General features: G+C 42.6%; 18 protein-coding genes. 9 read left to right on the top strand and 9 right to left on the bottom strand.

The window, feature by feature from the left end:
• Nucleotides 1-193 precede the first annotated feature (193 nt).
• The 6 genes from RMY32_RS05760 to RMY32_RS05735 all read left to right on the top strand — a co-directional run bounded on the left by RMY32_RS05760 (nucleotide 194) and on the right by RMY32_RS05735 (nucleotide 7,187).
• Nucleotides 194-448, top strand: coding sequence for a hypothetical protein (locus RMY32_RS05760; protein ID WP_322713171.1), 255 nt, complete (start codon nucleotides 194-196; stop codon nucleotides 446-448).
• 84 nt (nucleotides 449-532) lie between these two features.
• Nucleotides 533-3,655 carry a phosphoenolpyruvate carboxylase gene (locus RMY32_RS05755; protein WP_322713170.1) on the top strand — a complete coding sequence of 1,041 codons (3,123 nt, stop codon included), beginning with the start codon at nucleotides 533-535 and terminating at the stop codon, nucleotides 3,653-3,655.
• A gap of 309 nt (nucleotides 3,656-3,964) precedes the next feature.
• A complete protein-coding gene (locus RMY32_RS05750) occupies nucleotides 3,965-4,219 on the top strand; it encodes a hypothetical protein (RefSeq protein WP_322713169.1) in 255 nt (84 codons plus the stop codon).
• Nucleotides 4,220-4,372: 153 nt separating this feature from the next.
• Complete coding sequence (locus RMY32_RS05745; RefSeq protein WP_109007959.1) at nucleotides 4,373-4,678, top strand: DUF4090 family protein; 306 nt, start codon at nucleotides 4,373-4,375, stop codon at nucleotides 4,676-4,678.
• 245 nt (nucleotides 4,679-4,923) lie between these two features.
• Nucleotides 4,924-5,886: an aldo/keto reductase gene (locus RMY32_RS05740; RefSeq protein WP_322713167.1), complete on the top strand. Its 963-nt coding sequence runs from the start codon at nucleotides 4,924-4,926 to the stop codon at nucleotides 5,884-5,886.
• 506 nt (nucleotides 5,887-6,392) lie between these two features.
• Nucleotides 6,393-7,187 carry a DUF2993 domain-containing protein gene (locus tag RMY32_RS05735; protein ID WP_322713165.1) on the top strand — a complete coding sequence of 265 codons (795 nt, stop codon included), beginning with the start codon at nucleotides 6,393-6,395 and terminating at the stop codon, nucleotides 7,185-7,187.
• 193 nt (nucleotides 7,188-7,380) lie between these two features.
• Here RMY32_RS05735 and RMY32_RS05730 read toward each other — a convergent pair whose 3' ends face one another.
• From RMY32_RS05730 to RMY32_RS05695, 8 genes are all read right to left on the bottom strand, one after another.
• Complete coding sequence (locus RMY32_RS05730; protein ID WP_322713164.1) at nucleotides 7,381-8,772, bottom strand: UDP-glucose/GDP-mannose dehydrogenase family protein; 1,392 nt, start codon at nucleotides 8,770-8,772, stop codon at nucleotides 7,381-7,383.
• A gap of 149 nt (nucleotides 8,773-8,921) precedes the next feature.
• Nucleotides 8,922-9,872, bottom strand: a complete 951-nt coding sequence (locus tag RMY32_RS05725) for a UDP-glucuronic acid decarboxylase family protein (protein ID WP_322689629.1) — start codon at nucleotides 9,870-9,872, stop codon at nucleotides 8,922-8,924.
• Nucleotides 9,873-10,341: 469 nt separating this feature from the next.
• Nucleotides 10,342-12,480: a cation:proton antiporter gene (locus tag RMY32_RS05720; protein WP_322713162.1), complete on the bottom strand. Its 2,139-nt coding sequence runs from the start codon at nucleotides 12,478-12,480 to the stop codon at nucleotides 10,342-10,344.
• 148 nt (nucleotides 12,481-12,628) lie between these two features.
• Nucleotides 12,629-13,285 (bottom strand): HAS-barrel domain-containing protein, encoded by a 657-nt coding sequence (locus RMY32_RS05715; protein WP_322694609.1) that lies wholly within the window; start codon nucleotides 13,283-13,285, stop codon nucleotides 12,629-12,631.
• Between the two features lie 79 nt (nucleotides 13,286-13,364).
• Nucleotides 13,365-13,562: an NAD(P)H dehydrogenase subunit NdhS gene (locus tag RMY32_RS05710; RefSeq protein WP_094351697.1), complete on the bottom strand. Its 198-nt coding sequence runs from the start codon at nucleotides 13,560-13,562 to the stop codon at nucleotides 13,365-13,367.
• 123 nt (nucleotides 13,563-13,685) lie between these two features.
• Nucleotides 13,686-14,999: a rod shape-determining protein RodA gene (gene rodA / locus RMY32_RS05705; RefSeq protein ID WP_322713160.1), complete on the bottom strand. Its 1,314-nt coding sequence runs from the start codon at nucleotides 14,997-14,999 to the stop codon at nucleotides 13,686-13,688.
• 147 nt (nucleotides 15,000-15,146) lie between these two features.
• A complete protein-coding gene (locus RMY32_RS05700) occupies nucleotides 15,147-16,217 on the bottom strand; it encodes an Mrp/NBP35 family ATP-binding protein (protein ID WP_322713159.1) in 1,071 nt (356 codons plus the stop codon).
• A gap of 352 nt (nucleotides 16,218-16,569) precedes the next feature.
• Nucleotides 16,570-17,094, bottom strand: coding sequence for an SRPBCC family protein (locus RMY32_RS05695; RefSeq protein ID WP_322713157.1), 525 nt, complete (start codon nucleotides 17,092-17,094; stop codon nucleotides 16,570-16,572).
• Nucleotides 17,095-17,543: 449 nt separating this feature from the next.
• Between RMY32_RS05695 and hemF the strand changes: the two genes are divergently transcribed.
• On the top strand, nucleotides 17,544-18,584 hold the full coding sequence (gene hemF, locus RMY32_RS05690) for an oxygen-dependent coproporphyrinogen oxidase (RefSeq protein ID WP_322713155.1): 1,041 nt from the start codon (nucleotides 17,544-17,546) through the stop codon (nucleotides 18,582-18,584).
• Nucleotides 18,585-18,820: 236 nt separating this feature from the next.
• Nucleotides 18,821-19,189 carry an STAS domain-containing protein gene (locus RMY32_RS05685; protein ID WP_094351701.1) on the top strand — a complete coding sequence of 123 codons (369 nt, stop codon included), beginning with the start codon at nucleotides 18,821-18,823 and terminating at the stop codon, nucleotides 19,187-19,189.
• Nucleotides 19,190-19,258: 69 nt separating this feature from the next.
• On the opposite strand, the gene RMY32_RS05680 is transcribed toward RMY32_RS05685, so the two are convergent.
• Nucleotides 19,259-19,864 carry a chromophore lyase CpcT/CpeT gene (locus RMY32_RS05680; RefSeq protein ID WP_322713154.1) on the bottom strand — a complete coding sequence of 202 codons (606 nt, stop codon included), beginning with the start codon at nucleotides 19,862-19,864 and terminating at the stop codon, nucleotides 19,259-19,261.
• Between the two features lie 209 nt (nucleotides 19,865-20,073).
• Between RMY32_RS05680 and psb29 the strand changes: the two genes are divergently transcribed.
• The gene (gene psb29, locus RMY32_RS05675) at nucleotides 20,074-20,781 is read left to right on the top strand and encodes a photosystem II biogenesis protein Psp29 (RefSeq protein WP_322713153.1); all 708 of its coding nucleotides are present in this window, start codon (nucleotides 20,074-20,076) and stop codon (nucleotides 20,779-20,781) included.
• The last annotated feature ends 37 nt before the right edge of the window (nucleotides 20,782-20,818 follow it).

The following is a 20,818-nucleotide window of genomic DNA, read 5'->3' as shown; positions in this document are numbered from 1 at the left end:
ACTGGCTGATGACTTGTCCTTTAAAGCCGGATTTGTGTCCGACTACGCTAATGTCCCGGATCGGCTAAACAAATAATCAGCTTATCTCATTTCAACTCCATTCCTTTATCGTTGGAGTCATCCTAACTCCTAACTCTGAACTCCTAACTCCTAACTGCTTTTTACTCATCCTTCCCATAACCAAAAATTAGCAATGCCTCCTACCAACCAACAGTCTTCACCTAAACCCGCATCCAATCTGGATTTGTTTCCCATTCCTCAATCGCTCCTTTTACAAATAGGTACAGCGTCTATATTACTGCTGCTGATTACTGGAAAAACTACAGTAAGAGCACTAGAAGCCATAGGAGAAGCTAGTGAAGAATTATTTCGAGGCGATCGCCTACCCAATTTAGATTTCCCAGATGAACGCGAAATCAATCAAGATGAGAAGATATACACCAAATAATTATTTGCTCAGGAACAACCCGGTGAGCATTAAGTGCAAAACCTAGAACCGTAAACAGTAATTAGCTTTACAAGAATAGAGAATATGGGTTCCCTTTTATACTCTTCGTCTCAAACTGCTGATATATACCCGGTGTCGGAATTATTTTTGCGTCATCGTCTCCAGGTAGTGGAAGAATTGTGGGAGTCAGTTCTCCGGCAAGAATGCGGTCAAAATATGGTAGACTTGTTGCGTGAGTTGCGCGACCTATGTTCGCCAGAGGGGCAAGCAACAAATGACCAAGCATCCTCAGCCGTCAAATTAATTGAACAACTAAATATCAACGAAGCAATTCGCGCGGCTCGTGCTTTCGCTCTGTATTTTCAGCTGATTAACATCATAGAGCAGGAATACGAACAACGGCAGCAATTGAGCCGTTATGAAGCAGAAACAGAGGCTATTGAGCCGGAAACACCGTCTAATGTTAACTATTCCTCCAATCAAAGAGAAGATGATGCGCCTGTTAGCAAGGGAATAGCAGCAGCCTTTCTCAAAAAGAATTATCTCGAAAAGGCGCAAGTCAAACCAAAAGGTACTTTTGCTGCCTTGTTTCCCTATTTATTCAAACTGAATGTACCACCCCAGCAAATTCAACGTTTAATTGCACATCTGGATGTGCGGTTAGTTTTTACAGCGCATCCCACGGAAATTGTTCGTCATACCATCCGAGATAAGCAGCGACAGGTGGTACAACTTTTGCAAAAACTGGATACCTTGGAAAATCACTCTGGGAGTACACCAGGAGCATATCCTTGGGAAGCAGTAGATGTCCGCGAACAATTGCTTGAAGAAATTCGCCTGTGGTGGCGTACAGACGAACTTCACCAGTTCAAACCCACAGTGCTAGATGAAGTAGATTATGCCCTGCACTACTTCCAAGAAGTTTTATTTGATGGCATTCCCCAACTGTATAAACGTTTCAAACACGCTCTATCCAATACCTTTCCAAGGCTAGAACCACCGAGTAAAAACTTTTGCTCTTTTGGCTCATGGGTAGGCTCAGACAGAGATGGAAACCCATCAGTCACACCTGAAATCACCTGGAAAACAGCTTGCTATCAGCGCAAAATGGTGATCGGGAGATATATTCAGTCAGTGAAAAATCTGATTGAATTGTTGAGTGTGTCGATGCACTGGAGTGATGTTTTACCAGACTTACTGGAATCTCTAGAATTGGATCAGTCCCAATTGAGTGAAGTCTACGATGCACTGGCACTGCGTTATCGACAAGAACCTTATCGGCTCAAACTGGCTTACGTACTGAAACGGCTGGAAAATACTCGCGATCGCAATCTCGCTTTGTACAATCGGGAAACGCCAACAAATCAAGACAGCCCCCTGTATCGTTCGGGAGCCGATTTTTTAGCAGAACTGCGAATGATTCAGCGCAACTTGACAGAAACAGGTTTAAGTTGTCGAGAATTAGAAAATCTGATTTGTCAGGTAGAAATTTTTGGCTTTAACTTGACACAGTTAGATATCCGCCAAGAATCATCCCGCCACGCCGACGCGCTCAATGAAATACTGGAATACCTGCAAATATTACCCCAACCTTACAACGAACTATCCGAGGAGCAAAAAGTTGCTTGGCTGACAGGAGAACTGCAAACCCGCAGGCCATTAATTCCGGCAGAATTGCCATTTTCCGAAAAAACCAACGATGTCATTGAAACCTTTCGCGTCGTGCGATCGCTCCAACAAGAATTTGGTCTGAACATCTGCCAAACTTACATTATCAGTATGTGCCGCGACGTGAGCGACGTGCTGGAAGTATTGCTTTTAGCTAAAGAAGCCAGACTTTTTGACCCCGCCATTGCCGTCGGAACTATTCAAGTTATCCCGCTATTTGAGACAGTAGAAGATTTACAACGCTCCAGAAGCGTCATGCGAAAACTGTTTGAACTGCCGTTATATCGCGCTTTATTAGCTGGTGGTTACGAACAGACAAAAACAGAAGGTGCAGACGAAAATTCACCCTCCCCTGCTCCCCCTGCTCCCCCTGCTCCCCCTACCTCCCCTGCCCCCCTGCTCCCCTGCTCCCCTGCCTCCTCCATCACCCCAAACTTACAAGAAGTAATGCTGGGGTATTCTGACAGCAACAAAGACTCTGGTTTTTTAAGCAGTAACTGGGAAATTCATAAAGCTCAAAAATCACTGCAACAAATAGCAGAAAACTACGATCTAAATTTGCGAATTTTCCACGGACGCGGCGGTTCTGTGGGACGAGGTGGGGGCCCTGCTTACGAAGCGATTTTGGCTCAACCAGGTCATAGTATCAATGGGCGAATCAAGATTACCGAACAAGGAGAAGTTTTAGCTTCCAAATATTCCTTGTTGGACTTGGCTTTGTACCACATGGAAACCATCACCACGGCTGTGATTCAAGCTAGCCTCTTGCGGACAGGGTTTGATGATATTGAACCCTGGAATGAGATTATGGAAGAATTAGCAGCGCGATCGCGTCAACATTATCGAGCTTTAATCTACGAACAGCCTGATTTTGTTGATTTCTTCCACGAAGTAACCCCCATTGAAGAAATTAGTCAACTGCAAATTAGTTCCCGTCCCGCTCGTCGTCCATCTGGTAAAAAAGATTTAAGCAGTCTGCGAGCTATTCCTTGGGTATTTAGCTGGACGCAAACTCGCTTTTTACTTCCTTCATGGTATGGCGTTGGCACCGCCTTACAAGAATTCTTGAACGCAGAACCAGAAGAACACTTGAAATTACTGCGCTACTTTTACGTTAAGTGGCCCTTTTTCAAGATGGTGATTTCTAAAGCCGAAATGACCTTGGCAAAAGTAGATATCCAAATGGCACACCACTACGTCCAAGAACTCTCAAAACCAGAAGATCAACTTCGTTTTGCCAAGGTTTTTGAGCAAATTGCTAGCGAATTCTATCTGACAAGGGATTTGGTGTTAAAAATCACCGATCACAATCGACTGTTAGATGGCGATCCGATATTGCAACGATCTGTGCAGTTACGGAATGGGACAATTGTCCCCTTGGGATTTATTCAAGTTTCACTACTCAAGCGTCTACGGCAGTCCCAAAATACTACTGCTACTTCTGGAGTAATTCATTCTCGTTACAGCAAAGGCGAGTTACTGCGAGGAGCATTGTTAACTATTAATGGGATTGCAGCCGGGATGAGAAATACAGGTTGATTGAGAATGGGGCATTGGGCATGGGGCATTGGGCATGGGGCATAATGACCAATCACTAATAGACTTCTTGACATTGTGGGAAAAGGGTAAGGGGTAAAGGGTAAAGATATAGAATTTTCCCAAATCCAGTAACCTTTAACCTTTGCTCAACATCTTGGCATTTGTTACTTTTGCAAGATGTCTAATGACCAATGACAAATGACAAATGACAAATGACAAATGACAAAAAACAGAATTTTAATTTGCATGCAAGATGTCTAATGACCAATGACAAATGACAAATGACAAATGACAAATGACAAATGACAAATGACAAAAAACAGAATTTTAATTTGCACTTTCTTGGCGCTGTCATCAGGTTTTTTTGGCGCTTACACTAGTGGGCAAATTACTATGATGCTGCATAGCCAAAAGTGTCAAAACCAACCTTGGGGTTTAAGGGAGATGTGCAACGCTTGGATTACACCAGGAGCAATATGGCAAGGTAGCACAACAGGGCTATGGACAGGCACTATCTTAGGGGCATTTGTTGGTGGTGTGGTGACGCGACAAGCTCGTGATTAGTAAAAAGACCACGCAGTAGGGGCGCAAAGCCTTGCGCCCCACAACAACAGATGTGGTTCAAATATATGAAAACTTCTGTAAACGTGAGTTCGGGCAACTTTGGTGTTAGTAACGCTGGTAAAATCTACCCATAGCCTAGAAGAGTAAATCACCATGCCTACCGAAACTAACCCAGGGAATCAAACTACTACAGGAGCTGATGCGATTGATGAAGCGATCGCACAGGGAATTGATTTTGATGGTTCTCCCATTCCACCTGCCAAGCTAGAACTTTATGGTAAAGTTATGGCCCTAGAAGCTAATAGACAGCGCAGTGGTGTATCTAATACGATGCGATCGCGCATTGTACGAATTGGCGCAAAACACATTCCCCAAGCAGAACTCGACCAATTACTTGTAGATGCTGGTTTCGCACCTCTAAAAGAAAAAGAAATTGCCTTTTTTTATAGTGGTAAATAATTGTTAATTTAGTACAACAGTTTTCATTTATTTGAACCAAATATGTTGTAGGGGTACAGCAATGCTGTGCCCTCAATTCTTTACCTCAAACATAGCAAATTGCCATCGATATTTTGGCTTCTTCAGTCATTTACCGATCGGTTTGAAAAGTGTATCTTTAGCAAGATATTGTCAACTTTCTCTTGTGTTTGAATTGGCAGATGGCTATATGTACTTAAGTAATAGTTGAAAGACTTGGAAAACTCATGTCAGAAACTACGTCAAATTCAGAAATGCAATACCGAGTTATCGGCAGTACAGGAGAGAAAGTTTCCGCCATCGGATTGGGTGGTTGGCACATCGCCTTGAAGCATGTTGATGAGGAACTAGGTATCCGAATTGTTAGAACCGCGATCGATCGCGGCATCACTTTTATGGATAACAGTTGGGATTACAACGGTGGAGTCAGCGAAATTCGCATGGGAAAAGCGCTAGGCGATGGCTATCGAGACAAAGTGTTCCTGATGACGAAAATCGATAGTCGCTTTAAAAAAGCAGCAGCAAAACAGCTAGACGAATCACTGCAACGCCTGCAAGTTGATTGCATCGATCTGGTTCAGCACCACGAAATCCTGCGGCACGAAGACCCGCATCGAGTTTTTCACGAAGAAGGGGCGAATGCTGCCTTGATTGAGGCACGGAAAGCTGGCAAACTCCGATATATAGGTTTTACTGGGCATAAAGACCCCTATGTTCATCTGCATATGCTGGAAGTTGCAGCCAGTAACGGGTTTAAATTTAATACAGTGCAGATGCCTCTGAGTGTGATGGATGCTCACTACCGAAGCTTTGAAAAGCTGGTTTTACCAGAGCTAGTTAAAGAAAACATCGGCGTTTTGGGAATGAAAAGCTTGGCAAATGGTATTCTTTTACGGTCAAATACTGTAACGCCAATTGAGTGTTTACACTATGCTTTGAATCTGCCCACATCGGTTGTGATTACCGGAATTGACAGTATGGAGATTCTAGAGCAAGCTTTTGAAGCAGTGAGGACGTTCCAGCCAATGAACGATGAGCAAGTGCGATCGCTCTTAGCAAAAACGGCAGAAGCGGCATCACGCGGCGAGTTTGAGCCTTTCAAAACTTCATCAATCTTCGACAGCACTGCCCAAAATCCAGATTGGCTGGGAGAAGAACCACAGCGCATTCAGCAATTGATGTCAGTATGAATACCAATATATCTAAATTCTAGAAACTTGATTAATGAATTTAAAATTACAAAAACTATGGAGCGATCGCCACAGAAACTATAACGAAAATTGCCAAAGAACGTGAATATCAAAATTAGCGCAATTAATATTGCTAATGCGGTATTTGAGCGTGTTCTAAGACCTCGCGATCCGTGTAGAAACCATAAGGTTGAAGCTGATTCAAGAAGACTCAGCCTTACTTCATGTAGTAATAAAGTCACAAAATGTATTATAACCGTATAAATGATACATTTTAACCATCTATAAAATACTACGCCACAGTAATCTGATTCTCTTAGGATTACTATTGTCATGAATACTGCGACTTCTCTCAACTTAAGTCACATAGTAATATTTAATACATAGCTCATCAATTATTAGCCATTCTATGCCTATACATCAGCACAATTAATCACGGGATCGCTTGCTGTATTCTTCATGATTTGTTACAAAAGTACAAAGAACTTCTAGAGACCCAAAACCACATGTTCGGCGGACTTACTGGTTTACAAGATCCTAAAGGCACAGATTGGGGAGAGCGAATGCTCAACACGGTCGCTAGCCAAACGATTCGCCACCTGTTTAGCACGAGCGAGTCAGTAGAAGTCTTTGTGCGCTGCTATCCTTCCAGCAAGCTCTTGCAAGGCAGCATTGATAGCTTCAAAATGAGCGGCCGTGGCTTGGTGATTCGGAGAGATTTCGCGGTTGAGGAGATGTCCTTTGAAACTGATGCGGTGGCCATTGACTTCGGCTCGGTTTTAAAGGGCAAACTTAGTCTTAAGCAACCTACTCAAGCGATCGCTCAAGTAATCTTATCAGAAGCAGGCATAAACCAAGCTTTTAATGCAGAACTGGTGAAAAAGCGCTTGCTTAACCTCACCGTACCATCACTGACAGAATTATCTGGCGGTGAACCAGTCTCCTTTACAGATGTTCAGGTACAGCTATTGCCAGAAAATCGCTTACAGCTTGTAGCAAAAGCAGATTTAAATAATGGCGAACTCGTACCCCTGAACATGATTTTAACTGTAGGTATTGAAAGACGGCGGCGAGTTTCTTTCAAAGATCCGAAAATTCAACTTGACCAAGTACCAGAAACACAACGGGAAATCTCGCAAACCTTGAGCGTAGCGCTGGTAGAAATTTTAGATAATATGGTCGATTTGGATCGTTTTGACCTTGATGGAGTGAAAATGCGCCTCAACCGATTAGAAACTGAAGGTCAAAAAATTATTTTCAGTGGATATGCTGAAATTGAACGTATTCCAAATAGTCCTTAATCCAAAATTATAGGCAAAAAATTGAAGTAGAGTGAAACTTTAAACAAATTAAATACCGCCTAAATGATTTTAGGCGGTATTTTAAATCTTTAGGTTTTGAAAAGAGTTAGGAGTTGTTAATTATATATTGTAATTAATTTTTATTTATCACTCCTAACTCCTGTACAGACGCGATTAATCGCGTCTCTACTTTCTATCTTCCCACACCTACATATTGGAATCCAGCGCGGATCATTGCTTCGGGGTCGAGGAAGTTACGACCATCGATGATAACGGGGTGGGCCATCAGTTTCGCCATCTTCACATAGTCCAGAGTGCTGAATTGCTGCCATTCGGTGACAAGTACTAAGGCATCACAGCCGTCAGCGAGTCTTTCGGCATCAGTTTCTACTAGCACCCCAGAAAGTCCATGACGTAGACCTGTTTGGGAAACAATGGGGTCATAGGCTTTAACTTTAGCTCCCAGTCGGTTTAGCTGCTCAATTAGGTTGAGTGCTGGAGCGTCGCGCAAGTCGTCAGTATCGGGCTTGAAGGTCAGTCCGAGTAGTCCGACTGTTTTACCTTTGAGAATTTTTAGAACTTGTTGGAGTTTTTCCAAAGCAATCAAACGCTGACGTTCGTTGACACTGACAGCAGATTTCAGTAGCTGGGCTTCATAACCATAGTCATCAGCAGTGTGAATCAGAGCGGAGACATCTTTGGGAAAGCAAGAACCACCCCAACCAATACCAGCTTGTAAAAACTTGTTACCAATACGGGAATCTAGACCGATACCTTTAGCTACTTGAGTAACATCAGCACCGACGCGATCGCAAATATTAGCAACTTCGTTAATAAAACTAATCTTAGTGGCTAAAAAGGCATTAGCGGCATATTTAATCATCTCTGCCGAACTCAGGTCTGTTGCCAGAATTGGCACTGGGGGTAAAGAATGATCCTCAGCGTACTTGCGTTCTACAATTGGGGCATACAGCTGTTGCATTAAAGCTACTGCTCTTTGGCTATTGCCTCCTAGTACAATGCGATCGGGGTTGAAGGTGTCGTGAACTGCCGAACCTTCGCGCAAAAACTCTGGATTGCTGACTACATCAAACTCGGCTACAAATTCAGGTAATTTCTCATCACTCGGCACTCCACCTGCGGGTATGAGTGTTTTCTGCCGCTCTGCAACACCATCTAGAACAAGCATCCGCACCCAGTCGCCTGAGCCAATGGGTACTGTAGATTTATTCACTATGACTTTATAACCACCGTTGAGATTTTCCCCAATCCCACGAGCTACAGCTTCGACGTAACGAGTATCACTTTCACCAGTGGGTAAAGGTGGCGTTCCTACAGCAATAAACAAAATTTCTCCGTGGGAAACTCCAGCAGCAAGATCGCTAGTAAAATGAATCTTCTCTGTTTGAATAGCAGACTGCATAATTTCTGAGAGTCCCGGCTCAAAAATTGGAGATTGCCCAGACTTCATTAACTTAACTTTTTCTTCGTTGTTGTCTACGCAAATTACATCATGCCCAATATGAGCCAAGCAAGCACCTGTAACTAAACCAACGTAACCAGTACCAATCACGCAAACACGCATTTATTTAACTCCTCACTTAGTTTGGGTTTAATCTTCAAAAAGAAGTTCTCAATTTTACACTTACACATTTGGAAAAACTCAGCAACTAAATATACTAGTTACCGATGGGATTAGCCTGCATAAAAATTCAGAGCAACCCTAGACGTAACTCAGGTGGTTGAATTATTGACATCGCTTTGAATGCGATCGCGAAAATCTTCTATTGTTAGTTTTAAACCTTCTTGTAGAGGAATGGTAGGTTCCCAATTTAACCAAGTTTTTGCCTTTGTGATATCAGGCTGGCGACGTCGGGGATCGTCCGAAGGTAGTGCCTCGAATTTAATCTGCGCGTCTGGATTGATCATATTTTGCACAGTTTGTGCCAATTGTAAAATCGTGTATTCACCAGGATTACCCAGGTTGACTGGGCCAATGTAGTCGCTATTCATTAGGCGGATGAATCCTTCTACCAAATCGGAAACGTAGCAGAAACTACGAGTTTGTGAACCATCACCGTACACGGTTAAAGGATTACCCTGCAAGGCTTGAACTATAAAGTTGCTTACCACCCGACCATCATTTTCTAACATTCTCGGTCCGTAGGTGTTGAATATCCGCACAACTCGAATATCAACTTTATTTTGCCTGTAGTAATCAAATGCTAGAGTCTCAGCAATTCTTTTACCTTCGTCATAGCACGAACGTATTCCAATGGGATTAACGCTACCTCTATACTCTTCAGTTTGGGGATGAATTTCTGGATCTCCGTATACTTCACTAGTAGAAGCTAAGAAAAACCTTGCTTTCACACGTTTAGCTAGCCCCAACATATTCAGTGTTCCCATCACGTTAGTTTTAACAGTTTTAACTGGGTTGTACTGGTAATGTACTGGTGAAGCAGGACAAGCTAAATGATAAATTTGATCGACTTCTAACCGAATTGGTTCGGTAATATCGTGACGGATCAATTCAAAGTACGGATGGTCTAACCATTTTAAAATGTTGCGTTTATGACCAGTGTAAAAATTATCCAAGCATATTATTTCATGCCCAGCAGCCATTAGTCGGTCGATGAGATGGGAACCAATAAACCCAGCACCGCCCGTCACCAAAATTCTCATAATTTCCCAGTTACTTACAAATATTTTCAGTAGCTATTGCACTTACTTTTAGATTACCCACCTTGGGCACAAAAATACAAAACAAAAAAAAATAACAAGGCTCAATCAAAAATTGTTGTTGAACTTACCTATTTTTTCACAGTTGTAGTTTTGTTATATTTTTACCTGTTTTCTTAAGAATTTAATTAGCAAAATAACAGAAATTGTTTAAAAGTTGTTTGTTGTTCAGCCGAACTTTATCAAATCTTCAAAAATATAAAGTATTTTTACGGTTATTGAAGTTTTAGTTGGATACAAAAAGTTAGTCGAGATCGGGGCGACACTCGTGCTACAAATATATGCAAATAATACAGATGTAAATCCCTACAGCCGATTCATTTTTTAGCAATATTTTTGGAAATTTGATGCCTCCGGCGGACTACGTTAACGCAGCCCAAGTCCACTTACTTGAACTGTATTCTGCCTTATATCATACAGCAGATGTAATGCTGCTAACCGTGGTAGGCAGAATTAAATTTGTGCTTTGAGTGCGTTGCGGTTCTCCAAGCATAATAATTGAGCAGGTGAGTTGTCTGGCTAACTGGGTTGTGACATCGCTAATGGCTAACCCTCCAGGACTGGTACGATTACGTATAAAAGGTAAAACTACTAAATCATATAATCTTGCTGCCTGTAAAATCGCTTGGGCAACATTTTCGTGAGCGATGATTTGAATTTCTGGGGCATTGGCTAAAGCCAATTTAGATACCAATAAGGAGAGATGCGATCGCCTCCAAGCAATTTTACTAGAACTAGTACGGCGATCGCACACATTCAGCACAGTAATATGGCTCTGATTTGCCTCTGCTAGCATCTGGGCAAATTGTACAGGTTGTAATGTTGGTGCTGTTAAGTTTTCTATTGGTACTAAGATCCGCTGAATTTTTTTTGGTGATTCTACTAAACGTGTCACTGCTACTGGACAATGAGATGCCCAAAGCACACCATCAATCACATTCCCAAATAAACGCGCTCGTAACCCAGTCCGTTTACCCCAACCCATAACAATTAAATTAGCTTTTTGTTCGCGAGCCGCTCTGCTAATTCCTTGAGCAAAGGCATCATCAATTCGCAGCGCTGGTTCTGCGGCTACGCCCAAAACTCGACTTTGTGTCGTGGCTTTATTCAATAACCACTCACTTCGTTGTAGAGATGCTTCTAACTGGGGCGCATCCATGTGAGCAGCAGCAGTAGCGATCGCCAGGGGTATAATTTTGCCATGAGACTGACGTGCTAATAATGCCGCCATTTCAATCAAATACTGCTGGGTCTGAGGATTATATATAGGTACGACTATAGTAAAAGCATTGTCTGTTTCTGATGCATTCTCCTCAGCTAGGGGTGGTGCTGGATCTTCATCTGGTGGGGAATTCAAACCAACAGCTATTCGACTGGTTATCAACGGCCCCAAGGTTGATGTGACGAGCATTAAAACAATCACACTATGTAATACTTCTACTGGCAGCAACCCAGACTGATATCCCACTAAAGTTGCTGCTAACGTTGTACCAACCTGGGGTAGTGACAGCGACCACATCGTTAGCATTTCTTGCCATTTATAGCGGTAAACCAGTTTTGTCAACAAAGCTGCGATCAATTTACTGATAATCAAAGCAACTACGATTAACAGCGTTAACTTGAGCGTGTTCAGATTGTTCGCAAAGGCAGGTAGGTCGATTAATAAGCCAAGGTCTACAAAGAAAATGGGAATGAACAGCACGCTGCCAATAAATACCACCTTTTCTTTGACTGGGCCTTCACCCACAGCTTCATTCACTGCCAAACCCGCTAAAAAAGCACCAACAATTTTTTCTACCCCAATCAATTGAGCGCCCACAGCTGCCAGAAACACAGAAAGCAACACAAATAAAAACTTGTTTCCTTCATCGTCTCCAGACCGTTTGAAAAATTCTTTGCCTGCCCAATCAAAGCCTGTCACAACGGCCACAGAGTAAATAATTAACCAACCAGACAAAGTGAGTAGTTTCGCAAAGCTGAATGCTTCAGTATGAGAGACAGCTACACAAATGGCTAATACCAGTACTGCACCGATGTTTGTAAAAATCGTAGCTCCAATGGTGACAGTAACAGCTTCGTTGTTTATCACTCCCAAACGGCTGATTATGGGGTATGCCAAAAGGGTATAGGAAGCGAATAAAGAGCCAATTAAGATTGAAGTATTCCAGCCATAGCCTAAAATCAGCCCTACTAAGGTTCCCATGAGTAGGGGTACACTGAAAGTAAAGCTAGCAAACCCAAAAGCACGACTTTTTTTCCGGCGAAACTGTTCTAAATCAATTTCTAGCCCAGCGACAAACAGCAAATAAATTAACCCAATGTCTGATAGTAGGTTAATCATGGGTGAGTCAGACTGAAAAAAATTCCAACCTGAGGGCCCAAGTACTAGCCCTGAGAAGACCAAACCCACTAATCCTGGTAATCTTAGCCGCTCAAACATGATGGGTATAACTAAGATGACCACCAGCAAAATAGCAAAGGGAACAATTGGTTCTTTGCCAAGAACTTGGGAAGTTGGTTCTAGAACAAGAACTTGTGATATTAGTTCCATATATAGGAATTGAAGGGGCTATGGTAAAACAGCGATTACCTTGGGGGCGATCGCCCGATCAATATGAATAAATAGGCAAGCCACCTGACAAAAAATCAAAAATCTTCTTAATTTACACTAACTAGGCAATTATTTAAGAATTAACTACCTACGGGTGGATTTGACTCAAAATAAACCGTAAGCGATCGTAGTCGTCTTTAAGTAACACACTTAAACTACGTCCAGCTTTAATTAGCCATTGTCGGTCAGCTTTGCGTAACTGGTATACATCTCGAATGGCAGCTGCGGCTAAAGACTCGATTGGCGCACCATTTATACACAGCAGTGTCCGTAAAAAATCTAGTTCTTCAGTAAATTTAATGATAGCTTCTGGTTCACATCGATAAACAGCTTGATGAATTTGCGGGGGACGGGGTGGAAGATACTGATATACTCTTTGGTTATAACTTTGATTTTGCGAAGATAGTTCAAATCCCACGATCGCAGCCCGGAATTCTGTGCGGAGCATGGCAAATATTTGGGGTTGTTCTTCCCGTAAGTCTTGCAAGGACAACCCTAATGCTCTCGCTCTGTGTACGGAATCTATGGGCATAGTTGTGGCATAATATACTACAGCATAAATTCGATTGCCAGATTCTTCATCTACAGAACAGACCCAACTACCAAAGGGTGGCATCGAGGGGAAGCTTAAATCTTCTGGTTCTAAACACTGAGCTAAAAATTCAGTACTAGTAGTTTCAATCACCTCCGCAATGTGGTTCGGATGGCGATCGCCAGTGGCAAACTGTGGTAGGGGAAGGCGCATAGTAATTTAGTCATTAGTCACTGGTCATTAGTCATTAGTTTTTGCCAAATGACAAAGAACAAATGACTAATGACTAATCTTATTTGGCTTTTTTACGTCCGGCGGTGGTTTCTACGAGTTCCAATTCGCTTAGGCGAAAGGTAACTAATTTATCCCAGTTACCACCTTCAAATAATACGGCTACTTTGCCATCACTCACCCGTTGCACGAGTCCTTCGTAGCGATAATAGGTATCTGCGGGATTCTTGACGCGAACAGTTGCTCCAGGCAGAATCATTTTTTTAGCCTCGTTTGTTTCCTTTTAATAGCTTAATACTTGTCATTAGTCATTTGTCATTTGTCAATGGTCATTAGTAAAGGACAAAGGACAAAGGACAAATGACCAACGAGAAATGACGAATCAATAATACTTCTGTCTTTGTCGAAAATTTGCTACTGATTCTACTATTCCCAAGGAAATGAAGTTGGTCAGCATCGCAGAACGCCCATAACTCATCCAAGGTAGGGGAATTCCTGCCACAGGTGCTAAACCAACAGTCATGCCAATGTTGACAATCAGCTGAAACACAATCATAGACAAAACGCCAATAGCCAACAAAGAACCAAAGTTATCTTTGGCGGTTTGGGCAATATGCAGTAGACGGAAGCAAATTAAGCAGAAGACAAACAGTACTAACAAACAACCGACAAAACCAAATTCTTCCCCTACTGCGGAGAAAATAAAGTCTGTATGCTGTTCTGGTACAAAATTCAGTTGCGTCATGGGCCCCTTGAACAGACCCCATCCCCAGATTTCACCAGCACCAATAGCAATGCGAGATTGGATTAAGTGATATCCAGCACCGAGTGGATCGTGATCGGGATTCATGAATACAGTTAGTCGGTCTTTTTGATACTCTTTCAAAACATGGTTCCAGGCGAAGACTCCTAATTCGCCACCCAGGATATTGAGAGTCCATGCACCGATAGCACCTAAACCAAATCGACGCCAGGGAAGAGTTTGCCAGCCCACAATAGCCATCGCAACTGACCAAACTATCCCTAATGGACCAAAAGATAGTTCTTTGAATAAAACTATTGGCTCTGTTAAAGGCCAAGAGATACTAAACAAAATGGCGGCAACTATCGGAGAAATCATCAGAATTAACCAACCTGGGTTAGCATTTGCCCAGTAAAGCATTCCTAAGACGATCGCACCAAATACCAGTGATGTTGCTAAATCTGGCTGCAAAAATACTAATCCCCAAGGTATAGCGGTGATTGCCAAAACGCGGAAAACACCTTCGAGACTAGAAGCAGTCCGCCTGTGTAGCAAAGCTGCTAATGTGATAATCATGCCGACTTTGGCAAATTCTGAGGGTTGCACGTTAAAGCCGGCGATACTAATCCACCGTTGCGCCCCTTTGGCGCTAGTACCAGCAATCATCACGGCAATTAAACTGAAGTTCGTCAGTGTGTATGTTACCCAGTGCCACTGCATCAAGAGTTCGTAACGGATGCGAGATAAAAATAGGGCTATAAGCACGCCGATACCCGCTACCATCCAGTGCCACCACCAGTCAGTTACTGGCTGCTTCAGTTCCGTACTGAGAATCATCAGGCCGCCAAAAATACTAACAGCAATCGGCAAACAAAAAAGTAGCCAATCTATATGCTGCCAGGGCTTAACCCAAGACTTCCAGCGAATTTTGGGGAGCGATCGTTTTAACAACATTGTGCCAGTTTAGACTTTAGCTTTAATTGTTGGGAATTGGTCAATAATCAATATTTATTCTTCCCCAATTTCTCTAATTCCTAACACCCAATTTCTAGTATTCCCAAGCTATAGCCCAGGAAGTAGATAGAAATATAAAATTTATAATTATGTCAAGGCAGCAACTGATACTTTACCAGCAATGGAAAGAGCGATCGCTGTTAATGCTTTTGCGGAAGCTGAATCTGGGTCGCCAACAACTATCGGTACACCGCTATCACCACCAACTCGCGTAGAAATCTCTAGCGGCACGCACCCCAACAGTGGTACTCCCAATTCAGCAGCTGTTTTGGAGCCACCACCGGAACCAAAGATGTCATATTGCTTATCTGGTCGATCGGGGGGAATAAAATAGCTCATATTTTCCACGATCCCCAATACTGGAACATTCATTTGCTGGAACATCCGCAATCCCTTGCGAGAATCTAACAGAGCTACGTTTTGCGGTGTGGTGACAATTACTGCCCCTGCCATCGGCACTGCTTGGGTTAAAGTTAACTGAGCATCTCCCGTACCCGGTGGCATATCTACAATCAAATAATCCAGTTCTCCCCACTGCACTTGATAAAGAAACTGGCGAATTACACCATTGAGCATAGGCCCCCGCCAAATTACTGGTTGATCTCGGTCAATCAAAAAGCCCATTGAAACTAATTTGACGCCGTGATTAAAAGCAGGTTCCAGGATTTCACCTGTTTCAGTAGAACGCACAGTAATTTGAGCATCAGACAAACCCAGCATCGTTGGGTCATTGGGCCCGTAAATATCAGCATCTAACAAGCCGACTTTCGCCCCAGTTTGGGCTAGAGCCACTGCTACATTCACTGCAACTGTACTTTTACCAACGCCACCTTTACCGCTGGAAACAGCAATGATATTCTTGACTCCAGAAATACCAGTGCGGTCAGGTAAACTTTTTTGTTGTGGTGTTTCTGCCGTCACTTCTATGCTGACATCTGTCACGCCTGGAAGTTTTTTGACAGCTTTCTGACAGTCTTCGACAATAAATTCACGTAAAGGACAGGCAGGGGTGGTTAACACTAAAGTGAAACTAACCTTACCACCGTCAATTTTTACGTTGCGAATCATATTCAGTTCTACCAGACTTTTACGAAGTTCTGGGTCTTCCACTGGTCGCAAAATTTCTAAGACAGAGCGGGAATCGAGGACATCGTACATAAAAATTCAAAATTAAAAATGAATAAATACACTTGTGGGGAACATCTTAGCTATTAACTGGATGCCTTTTTAAGTAAGGTCAGCTTAGTGTTATCACTGTTACTGCCGTGATAAAACTTAGCAAATTGCATTATTACCTAATAGAATCTTAACTTTCTTTGGGCATTGGGCATGAAGAAGAGACAAGGTAGACAAGGAAGAGGGGGAGACTTGGGAGAGATTTGTCCCTCTTATCCCCTGCTCCCCGGTAACTAAACGTAGTTGTACCACTTCGTGGAAGCAAGCTACGCGCAGTGTCTCGTAGAGAAGTGCTGCTCCCCTGCTCCCTTGCTTCTTCCCCAATCCCCACTACCTAAAAATCAAAACAACTGTCATTAAGGGATTTTTTATTCCCAGATACCGCTGGTAATGCCGTCTTTTCTACTGCCTCGACTAAAGATCGTGCAACTCTGTCTGCATAAGGACGGGATAAAGACCAAATCAGAGGTGATAACCAACCCCGTAACGTTACCGAATAAGATAAACAAGTACCACAAACCGTTGACTCTACTTGGTAAGTTACTCGTTCCTCTATTCCAGGAATTGCCATCACTCGGATACTCAACATCTCTCTGGGATTGACGCGTTCCACAAAAATTCTGATGGGAATCGGCGAAAAGCGTGTTACAGCTTGAAAAATTAATCCTGGTTTGGGTACTAATCCGTAGGGAACATTAGTACTCTTAAGTTGTGGATGCCAAGAAACATCTGTTAAGTCAACCACTTTTTGCCACAGTTCATCTACAGAAGCAGAACTAATCTCTCGATATGTCCACACCAGAGAAGCGCAAAACCGACGACGTTTGCGGTGGATGAATTTGGATAACCAACCTTGCATTTTCCTAATCCTCCTCCCTAGATACTTTCTGGTAACTCTGGTATGGTGTGCAACTACGAGCAATTGCTAAATTAAAACTTTCTCAAAAATGCCCTAAACATAGCAAGCCTCGATTCGATACAGACCCAAATAGCCGACATCAGCAATATGGCAAAAAAGTTCTGATTAGACCAGTCAAATCCTTGATACCTCAAGCTTAAGACTAAAATTTAGTCTTTATACCAGAATATTCCAATTAAGAATTTCAAAAAAAACTAATTCAATATACAAGCCTATACGCATTTGAGGGAAAATAACTCTAGTGATGCCCATCAATCGGATAAATGCTTAACCCAAGAAGAAAAAAGCGGGTTGGGCAAATAGAGCTAGATTGTTGGCGCGTGTTTCCCCCAAATTTTCATTTGAAAATTTGTGGCTTTCTGGAAATTGTAATTTAGGTTCGGGAATCTATGTTGACCAACTCGCAAACACCAACTGTAGAAGCAGAATCATCAAAGTCTTTGCCAGCACCTGACGCTCAGACTAGGGTCAGTCAGTTTATGAAACAACTGCAAGACGAAATTACCGAATCATTGGCAAAACTAGATGGTGTGGCTAAGTTTCATGAAGATAGTTGGGAACGCCCAGAAGGAGGAGGAGGGCGATCGCGCGTACTGCGAGAAGGTGCAATATTTGAACAAGCAGGTGTAAATTTTTCTGAAGTTTGGGGTTCCCATTTGCCAGCCTCAATTTTAGCTCAACGCCCGGAAGCAGCAGGGCATGGCTTTTATGCCACAGGCACTTCAATGGTATTACATCCTCACAATCCTTATGTGCCCACAGTTCATCTCAATTATCGCTACTTTGAAGCGGGGCCTGTGTGGTGGTTTGGTGGCGGTCTTGACTTGACACCTTATTATCCCTTTGCTGAAGATGCCGCACATTTACACAAAACATTAAAGCAAGCTTGCGACCAACACCACCCAGAGTATTACCCGGTGTTTAAACGATGGTGTGATGAATATTTCTATCTCAAGCATCGTGATGAGACACGGGGTGTCGGTGGTCTATTTTTTGATTACCAAGATGGCCAGGGTGCTTTATACCGCGGCCCAAATCCCAATGGGGAAGCTGCCATTTATAGCAACCAGGTAGGAACACCAGCAACCCGCAATTGGGAAGATTTGTTCGGCTTTGTACAAGACTGTGGCAGAGCATTTTTACCAGCTTACGTACCAATTGTAGAACGGCGACATGGGATAGAGTATGGCGATCGCCAACGGAATTTTCAACTCTACCGCCGGGGACGTTATGTAGAATTTAACTTGGTTTATGACCGAGGCACTATTTTTGGTCTACAAACCAACGGACGCACCGAATCAATTCTCATGTCCCTACCTCCCCTAGTGCGCTGGGAATACGGCTATCAACCCGAACCCAATTCCCCTGAAGCCGAGTTGTATGAAACCTTCCTTAAACCTCAAGATTGGATCAACTGGACACCCAAATAGTTCTGAGTGCTGAGTGTAAGAGTGAGGAGTTATGATAATTATGCCGTTCTTCCCCGACTCCCTCATCTCACTAATCTCTTCCACTCTCTACTATTTTGGTGAGTTATAACTACTAAAGTTAAGCACTTAGCCGAAAAAGGTGACAAATTTAGCTATAGCTTGTTAATCTCAAGTGACAGCATTAGAAAATTCTGTCACTAGTTAATCTTAAAAGGAATGCCACGGGGAGGGCTTCAGTGATTCATATAGACCAAAAAACCTATACAACCCAAGACGGAAACACCGTTATCGTCTTGACACCATCAGGCCGTCTGGATATCACCACGGCTTGGCAATTTCGCCTGAAGTTACAAGAGTGTATTTCCAAACTCAGTCGCCATGTAGTTGTAAATTTGGCTCAGGTAAATTTTATTGATAGTTCTGGTCTTACATCTTTGGTAGCTGGAATGCGTGATGCTGATAAAGTCAAAGGCAGTTTCCGCATCTGCAATGTACATCCAGAAGCTAAACTCGTGTTTGAAGTGACGATGATGGATACTGTTTTTGAAATCTTTGAGACAGAAGAGGAAGCTTTAGAAGGTGTACCTCGTAGCATTGCTAGCTAAAAAACAGTTAGGAGTGAGGAGTGAGGAGTTAATTCAAAATTCATAACTCATAACTCATAATTCATAACTTTATCTTATTAAATACTGATTTCGCTTGGTGTAGCGATAAGGCCCCATAATCGCTCCCCAGGTTGCTTTTCCAGTTGCGGGATCGATTCCTTTGTCGTAGCTGTGAAATTCTGTTGTTGTAGCTGCAAAACCTAAAGAAACATGGATACTATTGCCAAGATAAGTAAAGCTACAACGAGTCTCTGGTAGTGGGGTAGCGGTAAACTTATAGCGATCGCCAGCTAGTTTCTCCTGAGTAACTGTTAGGATACAACCTGGTAGTGAATCTAATTGTTCGGATGTCAGTGTGTTTAGTAGAGCCGGGTTATTACCTGCGCCTATTAATGCACCTGGATCTTGAGGCATATAATATTGAACTTCCACGGTTGCGTCAGAGTTGCTGCTTTGACGCAACCGGATAATTCGCTGGCGATAAGGTTTATCTAAGGTAATAACGTTAGCCTGTTCGGCAAATAAGGTGATGCTATCTTCTGCAAACAGATTAACTGGTCTTTGCCACAGACGGAGGTGGACATACCAAACTGGTTCTGCTAAGGCTTGTTCTTGATTATCAAATTCACCAGCTAGGTACTCACCTAAAGCAATTAACTGTGGCGAGAAGTTCATAATTACAATAAATAAATCATTAAGGATAATAATTTTTGGCTAGCTTTTGAGGAGAAAAGGTCTGATCTCCTGTAGCTATCAGTTTATAAAATACTTCTAATGTGTATATATTGTAAATGAAACCATTACCTGCTAAAAGCTCAACTTGGCAAAGTAGCCTTTAAGCGAGAAAATAAAGATACGTCGCCCTTAACATTTCTTTTTTATTTGTGAATAACGTCCGTACAGTCTCTGATACAAAGCGAACTTTCTACAATCTTCACACCCGTCCGATCAATACTATTTATCGTCGGGTAGTAGAAGAATTGATGGTGGAAATGCATCTACTGTCAGTAAATATCGATTTTAGCTACAATCCAATTTATGCCTTGGGTGTCGTCACTACTTTTGATCGCTTCATGGAAGGCTATCAACCAGAACGGGATCAAGAATCAATTTTTAACGCCTTATGTCAGGCTATAGAACAAGATCCGCAACAATATCGACAGGATGCCCAGAAATTGCAAGCTGTAGCTAAAGGTTTGCCAGTTAAAGATTTAATTGGGTGGCTGGGCCAAACTACTTACTTAGATAGAGATGCTGACTTACAAGCAACCCTACAAGCGATCGCTAATAATCCTAACTTTAAATACAACCGTTTGTTCGCAATTGGTGTATTTTCGTTATTAGAACAGTCAGATCCCGAATTAGTCAAAGACGAAAAGCAACTCACTGAGGCGCTAAAAGCGATCGCTGCTGGCTTGCATCTTTCTGATGACAAACTCAACAAGGATTTGGAGTTATACCGTTCTAACCTAGACAAAATGGCGCAAGCGCTAGTGGTGATGGCAGATATACTCTCAGCCGATCGCAAAAAACGTGAGCAACGCAAACAACAATCAACTACCCCAGTTGCTCCCCCAAGTTCCAACGAATAGTTAGATTTGGCAGTGATGAGTTAGGAGTTAGGAGTTA

The sequence above is a fragment of the Nostoc sp. ChiSLP03a genome (assembly GCF_034531215.2).
Lineage (GTDB): Bacteria > Cyanobacteriota > Cyanobacteriia > Cyanobacteriales > Nostocaceae > Nostoc.
This window is presented reverse-complemented; position numbering and strand designations above follow the sequence as displayed.